We start from the raw sequence: 6,000 nt of genomic DNA, 5'->3' as shown, positions 1-6,000 counted from the left end.
TCAGCGTACGGAGTTTAAACGGCTTGGAGTGCGCGGCGATTGGGAAAACCCATATATCACGCTGAAGCCTGAATTCGAATCAAGGCAAATCGAAGTGTTTGGGGAAATGGCAAAGAAAGGTTATATTTACAAAGGCCTTAAGCCAGTCTATTGGTCTCCGTCCAGTGAATCTGCACTTGCTGAAGCGGAAATTGAATATAAAGATAAGAAATCACCTTCCATCTATGTTGCATTTCCAATCAAAGATGGCCGCGGGGTCGTAGAAGAAGATGTGAAAATCGTCATCTGGACAACGACACCATGGACAATTCCAGCAAACTTAGGAATTTCATTACACCCCGAATTCTCGTACGCTGTTGTCGAGACAGGTGGGGAAAAGTACCTGCTTGCGAAAGATCTCGTTGAACATGTGGCGAAAGATATTGGCTGGGAAACATATGAAGTTCTAAAAGAAATCAAAGGATCTGATTTGGATCGTGTTATTGCGAAGCATCCAATCTATGATCGTGATTCTCTCGTTATGTTAGGAGAGCATGTCACGGCTGAAGCGGGTACTGGCTGTGTTCATACAGCTCCGGGACACGGGGAAGACGATTTTTATGTCTCCAAGCAATATGGAATTGAGGCATTTTCACCGATCAATGACCGTGGTGTCATGACAGACGAAGCTCCTGGATTCGAAGGAATGTTTTATGAGGATGCAAATAAAGAAGTGACGAAGAAATTGGATGAAGCCGGCGCGCTTTTGAAATTATCGTTCATTACTCACTCGTATCCGCATGACTGGCGCACGAAGAAGCCTGTCATCTTCCGTGCGACTGCGCAATGGTTTGCTTCCATTGAATCATTCCGCGGTGAATTGCTTGAAGCGATCCGCAATACGAAGTTCACACCGGAGTGGGGCGAAACACGGCTCTATAATATGGTCCGTGATCGTGGAGACTGGTGTATTTCCCGTCAGCGCGTCTGGGGTGTTCCAATCCCTGTATTCTATACGGAAAATGGCCAGGAGATCATTACCGACGAAACGATTGCACATGTAGCAAAATTGTTCCGTGAGCACGGTTCAAATATTTGGTTTGAATGGGATGCGAAAGAACTTCTTCCCGAAGGCTTTACGCACGAAGGCAGCCCGAATGGACAGTTTACGAAAGAAACGGATATCATGGACGTTTGGTTCGATTCCGGTTCCACACACCAAGGTGTCTTAGTAGAGCGCGATGACCTTGTCTACCCTGCTGATCTTTATTTGGAAGGGTCAGACCAATACCGAGGCTGGTTCAACTCCTCGTTGACGACAAGTGTCGCCATTAACGGCATCGCGCCTTATAAAGGATTATTGAGCCATGGCTTTACATTGGACGGCGAAGGCCGGAAAATGAGTAAATCACTAGGCAACACAATCGTTCCGGCAAAAGTGGTGAATCAACTCGGAGCTGATATTTTACGCTTATGGGTTTCTTCTGTTGACTATACAGCAGATGTCCGGGTATCTGATTCAAACTTCAAGCAAGTATCGGAAGTGTACCGTAAAATCCGGAACACACTCCGTTTCTTGCACGGCAACACGTCTGATTTCAATCCATCTGTTGACAGTGTGCCGTTCGCAGACTTGCGGCCGGTCGATCAATACGTGTATGTGAAATTGCAAGACTTGATCAATGAAGTGCACAATGCATACGAAACGTACCATTTTGCAGATGTATATCACGCTGTAAATAACTTCTGTACAAATGAATTGAGCTCGTTCTATCTTGATATTGCGAAAGATGTTGTTTATATCGAGGGGAAAGATCATCCACACCGCCGTGCGATGCAAACGGTTATGTATGAATCGCTTGTTACTTTATTAAAACTGTTATCACCGATTCTTCCGCATACTGCAGATGAAATGTGGGCGTATTTGGAGCACGTTCAGGAGAAAAGTGTACAATTGGTCGATATGCCGGAAAGCGTGGAGCTGGAAGGTGCAGAAGAGCTTCGTGCGCGATTTGCAAAATTGATGTTCGTCCGTGATGATGTATTGAAAGCGTTAGAGGAGGCACGGAATGCAAAAGTAATCGGAAAATCACTTGAAGCAAAAGTGACGGTTGCCTTGCCTGACAAGATGAAAGGAATCTTGGATGCTGGAGATATCGATTTGGCTCAGTTCTTCATCGTCTCCCAATTCGAAGAAGCGGCGATGGATCAAATGCCAGCGGCTTCCTTGCAATTGGATAACGCGAGTATTTTAGTCGAGAAGGCGGACGGTGAGAAATGTGAAAGATGCTGGACCATTTCTGAAACAGTCGGCACCGATGCTGACCACCCGGCACTTTGTGAACGATGCGCAGACGTTGTGAAAACATACTACGTATAAGAGTAGCAGCTGCATTAAAATAATTTTACAAGGAACGGCGGAGGAACCGATCATGACCTCCGCCGTTTTTTGAATGAAAAATTATTGATATAGCGATCTTGTTTTGACTCACATTTCATTTCCTCCTTCTTTTTGTGGTAAAATGAATCAGAATCTGTCGGACGGGGGTTTAGTCGAGTGGTTATTTACTACGGAATTGCCATTATAGTCATCCTGCTGGATCAATTGACAAAATGGCTTGTTGTGAAAAATATGGAGCTCGGTGAGAAAATCTCCATCTGGGACCCATATATCGGGCTCTTATCGCACCGCAACCGGGGAGCGGCATGGGGGATGCTGGAGGGGCAAATGTGGTTATTCTATGTGGTGACGCTGCTGGTTGTTGTGGGCATCATTTATTTCTTCCAGAAGGAAGGTAAAACGAATCGCCTGTTTGCCATCAGCCTCATGTTTCTGCTCGGTGGTGCCATCGGAAACTTCATAGACCGGATTTGGCGCAAGGAAGTAGTCGACTTTGTAGACGTTCTCATTCCAGTTATTAAATATGATTTCCCGATTTTCAATGTGGCAGATGCCGCATTAACGATTGGTGTCGTATTAATCATCATCCATGTCATAGCGGAAGAAAAAAAGAATAAGAAAAAGGTGTCTTAATGGAACAACACGAAATACAAATAACAGAGCAGCTGGAAGGGAATCGGATTGATAAAGCACTTTCCCTCTATAATCCAGACTGGTCACGCACGCAAATTCAACAGTGGGTGAAGGACGGGGCTGTTTTAGTAAATGACATGACCGTAAAACCCAATATGAAAGTAAAACAGGGTGATGTCGTAACAGTTACGGAGCCTGAACCTGAAGAACTGGATATAGTCTCGGAAGATCTTAATTTGGAAATCGTATATGAGGATAGCGATGTGCTCGTCGTCAATAAGCCACGCGGTATGGTCGTCCATCCTGCTCCTGGCCACCTCTCCGGCACGCTCGTAAACGGATTGATGCATCACTGTACGGATCTATCCGGCATTAATGGCGTCCTGCGCCCTGGTATTGTCCATCGGATTGACAAGGATACATCGGGTCTTTTGATGGTGGCGAAGAATGATAAGGCACATGTGTCGCTAGTCAACCAATTAGTAGCGAAGACAGTGACCCGTGTCTATACCGCGCTCGTGCATGGCCATATTCCGCATGATAACGGTACAATTGACGCACCGATCGGGCGAGATCCGAGAGACCGTCAAAGTATGACGGTTGTTGATCATGGCAAGCATGCAGTGACCCATTTTAAAGTACTCGAACGTTTCGGTGATTTCACTTTAGTTGAATGCCGGCTGGAGACGGGCCGGACTCACCAAATCCGTGTGCATATGAAATATATTGGGTACCCGCTGGCAGGTGACCCGAAGTATGGGCCAAAGAAGACCATTAACTTCGACGGACAAGTCCTGCATGCCGGCATTATCGGCTTTGACCATCCTTCAACGGGTGAATATATGGAGTTTTCCAAGCCATTGCCAGAGGACTTCCAACAACTCCTCGAAAAAATGCGTGAAGAAAAGCATTGACTTCGGAAATAGATGGCAGTATACTAATCACAGCAAATGAATAGCGATACCTTTAAAGACAGTCCAGAGAGGCTGGGAAGGTTGCACGGAAGTACAGTAGAATTGCTGCGCGCAATTCGTGTATGAATTTTTCTGTACGTATGCCCTCCCGCCATAATTGGCTGGAGGGTTTTTTTATGAGATCAATACAACAATCGGAGGGGTACGATTTGGTGGAAAAAGCTAATATTCTTGATGAACAAGCTATCGCAAGGGCGGTCACAAGGATTGCTCATGAAATCATTGAGCGGAATCGGGGAATTGACGAATGTATTCTGGTCGGAATTAAAACAAGAGGGGCCGTATTGGCAAAACGTCTTGCGGACAAGATAGCACAGATAGAAGGCCGGCCAATTCTAACGGGTGAATTAGACATCACCTTATATCGGGATGACTTGCAACTCAAGCATGAAAGCCAGGAACCGGAAGTGCACCAAGTAGATATTCAGCACGACGTGAACAATAAAAAAGTGATTCTTGTGGATGATGTCCTTTATACGGGAAGAACAGTGCGAGCTGCGATGGATGCGGTTATGGATTTGGGGCGTCCTGCAGCCATTCAACTTGCAGTGCTGGTAGACAGGGGCCATCGTGAATTACCGATCCGGCCAGATTTCGTCGGAAAGAATATCCCGACATCAAGCGAAGAGCGTGTTGTCGTCAATGTGAATGAAGAAGATGGCAAAGACGGCGTCACTATCCACATTAAATAGAGAATTGGATAACGGAGGTACAGGAACATGAGCGACAAAGTATTGGATGTACATGAAAGGCCACAAGCGGGCAAATGGTTGGTTCTTAGCTTGCAGCATATGTTTGCCATGTTCGGAGCGACAATATTAGTGCCGACGTTAGTAGGATTAAGCCCGGCGATCGCCTTGTTGACGAGCGGAATTGCCACACTGGTCTTCGTTCTGGTCACAAGATTTCAAGTACCCGCTTATTTAGGGTCATCATTCGCTTTCATTGCACCAATTATTGCGGCAACGAACTCTGGTGGTATAGGAAGCGCTATGATCGGTAGTTTATTTGTTGCTCTGGTCTATTCACTCGTGGCGCTGGTCATCTGGAAAACCGGCTATCGCTGGATTATGAAAATCCTGCCACCGGTTGTCGTAGGACCGGTCATTATGGTAATCGGGCTCGGTGTTGCGCCGGTAGCAGTGCAAATGGCCAGCATGATCGAAGTGGACGGCGTTCAAACATACAGTCTTCTACATTTTTCCGCAGCGCTTGTTACGTTGCTGACATCGATCATCTGCCTGATGTTTTTCCGAGGAGTCATCAGCTTGATGCCGGTCTTGATCGGGATTGTGGTGGGCTACTTGTATTCTTGGCAAATTGGCATCATCAACTTTGCACCAATTAGAAAAGCGGACTTCATTCAAATTCCTGATTTTCTGATCCCGGGTGTCGATTATGAATTCGTCATCACGCCAACACTGCTCGCCATCATGGTGCCGATCGCTATTGTAACCATATCTGAGCATATTGGACATCAGCTCGTCCTCGGACGTGTTGTGGAACGGGATTTCATTAAAAACCCAGGATTGAACCGTTCTTTACTCGGTGATGGTTTAGGGACATTCATAAGCGGATTGCTCGGCGGACCTCCGAAAACGACTTACGGTGAAAACATCGGGGTTATGGCAATTACGAAAGTTTACAGCGTTTATGTGATCATCGGAGCAGCTGTATTCGCCATCCTGTTTTCCTTTATGGGCAAAGTGATGGCCGCCATTACAACGATCCCAACCGCGGTTCTCGGCGGCGTGTCCATTCTCCTCTTCGGTATTATCGCCTCATCCGGACTTCGGATGTTGGTTGACCACAAGGTGGATTTTGGAGAACAGCGGAATCTGGTCATCGCTTCTATCATCCTAGTCATTGGTGTAGGCGGCGCTTCCATCCACATTAGTGAAACATTCCAAGTAGGCGGCATGGCACTGGCAGCGATTGTCGGAGTTGTTTTGAACCTTGTGCTTCCTGGAAGAAAGAACGAAACCATGATGGATGAAACTGAATAAGTAAGAC

Annotated in this window: 5 protein-coding genes; all 5 read left to right on the top strand. The window is 46.4% G+C overall.

All coding sequences use genetic code 11. The features are described 5' to 3' along the window. A partial coding sequence (gene ileS, locus NCCP2222_RS08245; protein ID WP_248511393.1) for an isoleucine--tRNA ligase occupies positions 1-2,359 on the top strand: 2,359 nt, incomplete at its 5' end. 177 nt (positions 2,360-2,536) lie between these two features. Beyond that, positions 2,537-3,013 (top strand): signal peptidase II, encoded by a 477-nt coding sequence (gene lspA / locus NCCP2222_RS08240; protein WP_248511392.1) that lies wholly within the window; start codon positions 2,537-2,539, stop codon positions 3,011-3,013. Then, positions 3,013-3,927, top strand: coding sequence for an RluA family pseudouridine synthase (locus NCCP2222_RS08235; RefSeq protein ID WP_248511386.1), 915 nt, complete (start codon positions 3,013-3,015; stop codon positions 3,925-3,927). The genes lspA and NCCP2222_RS08235 overlap by 1 nt, the downstream gene beginning before the upstream one ends. 212 nt (positions 3,928-4,139) lie before the next feature. Then, the gene (gene pyrR / locus NCCP2222_RS08230) at positions 4,140-4,679 is read left to right on the top strand and encodes a bifunctional pyr operon transcriptional regulator/uracil phosphoribosyltransferase PyrR (protein ID WP_248511823.1); all 540 of its coding nucleotides are present in this window, start codon (positions 4,140-4,142) and stop codon (positions 4,677-4,679) included. A gap of 27 nt (positions 4,680-4,706) precedes the next feature. Further along, positions 4,707-5,993, top strand: a complete 1,287-nt coding sequence (locus NCCP2222_RS08225; RefSeq protein ID WP_248511384.1) for a solute carrier family 23 protein — start codon at positions 4,707-4,709, stop codon at positions 5,991-5,993. Positions 5,994-6,000: the final 7 nt, after the last annotated feature.

Origin of the sequence: Sporosarcina sp. NCCP-2222, from assembly GCF_023168145.1 — a bacterium.
Taxonomy (GTDB): domain Bacteria; phylum Bacillota; class Bacilli; order Bacillales_A; family Planococcaceae; genus Sporosarcina.
Note: the sequence above shows the minus strand (reverse complement) of the source record. Positions and strands in the feature narration are given on the sequence as shown.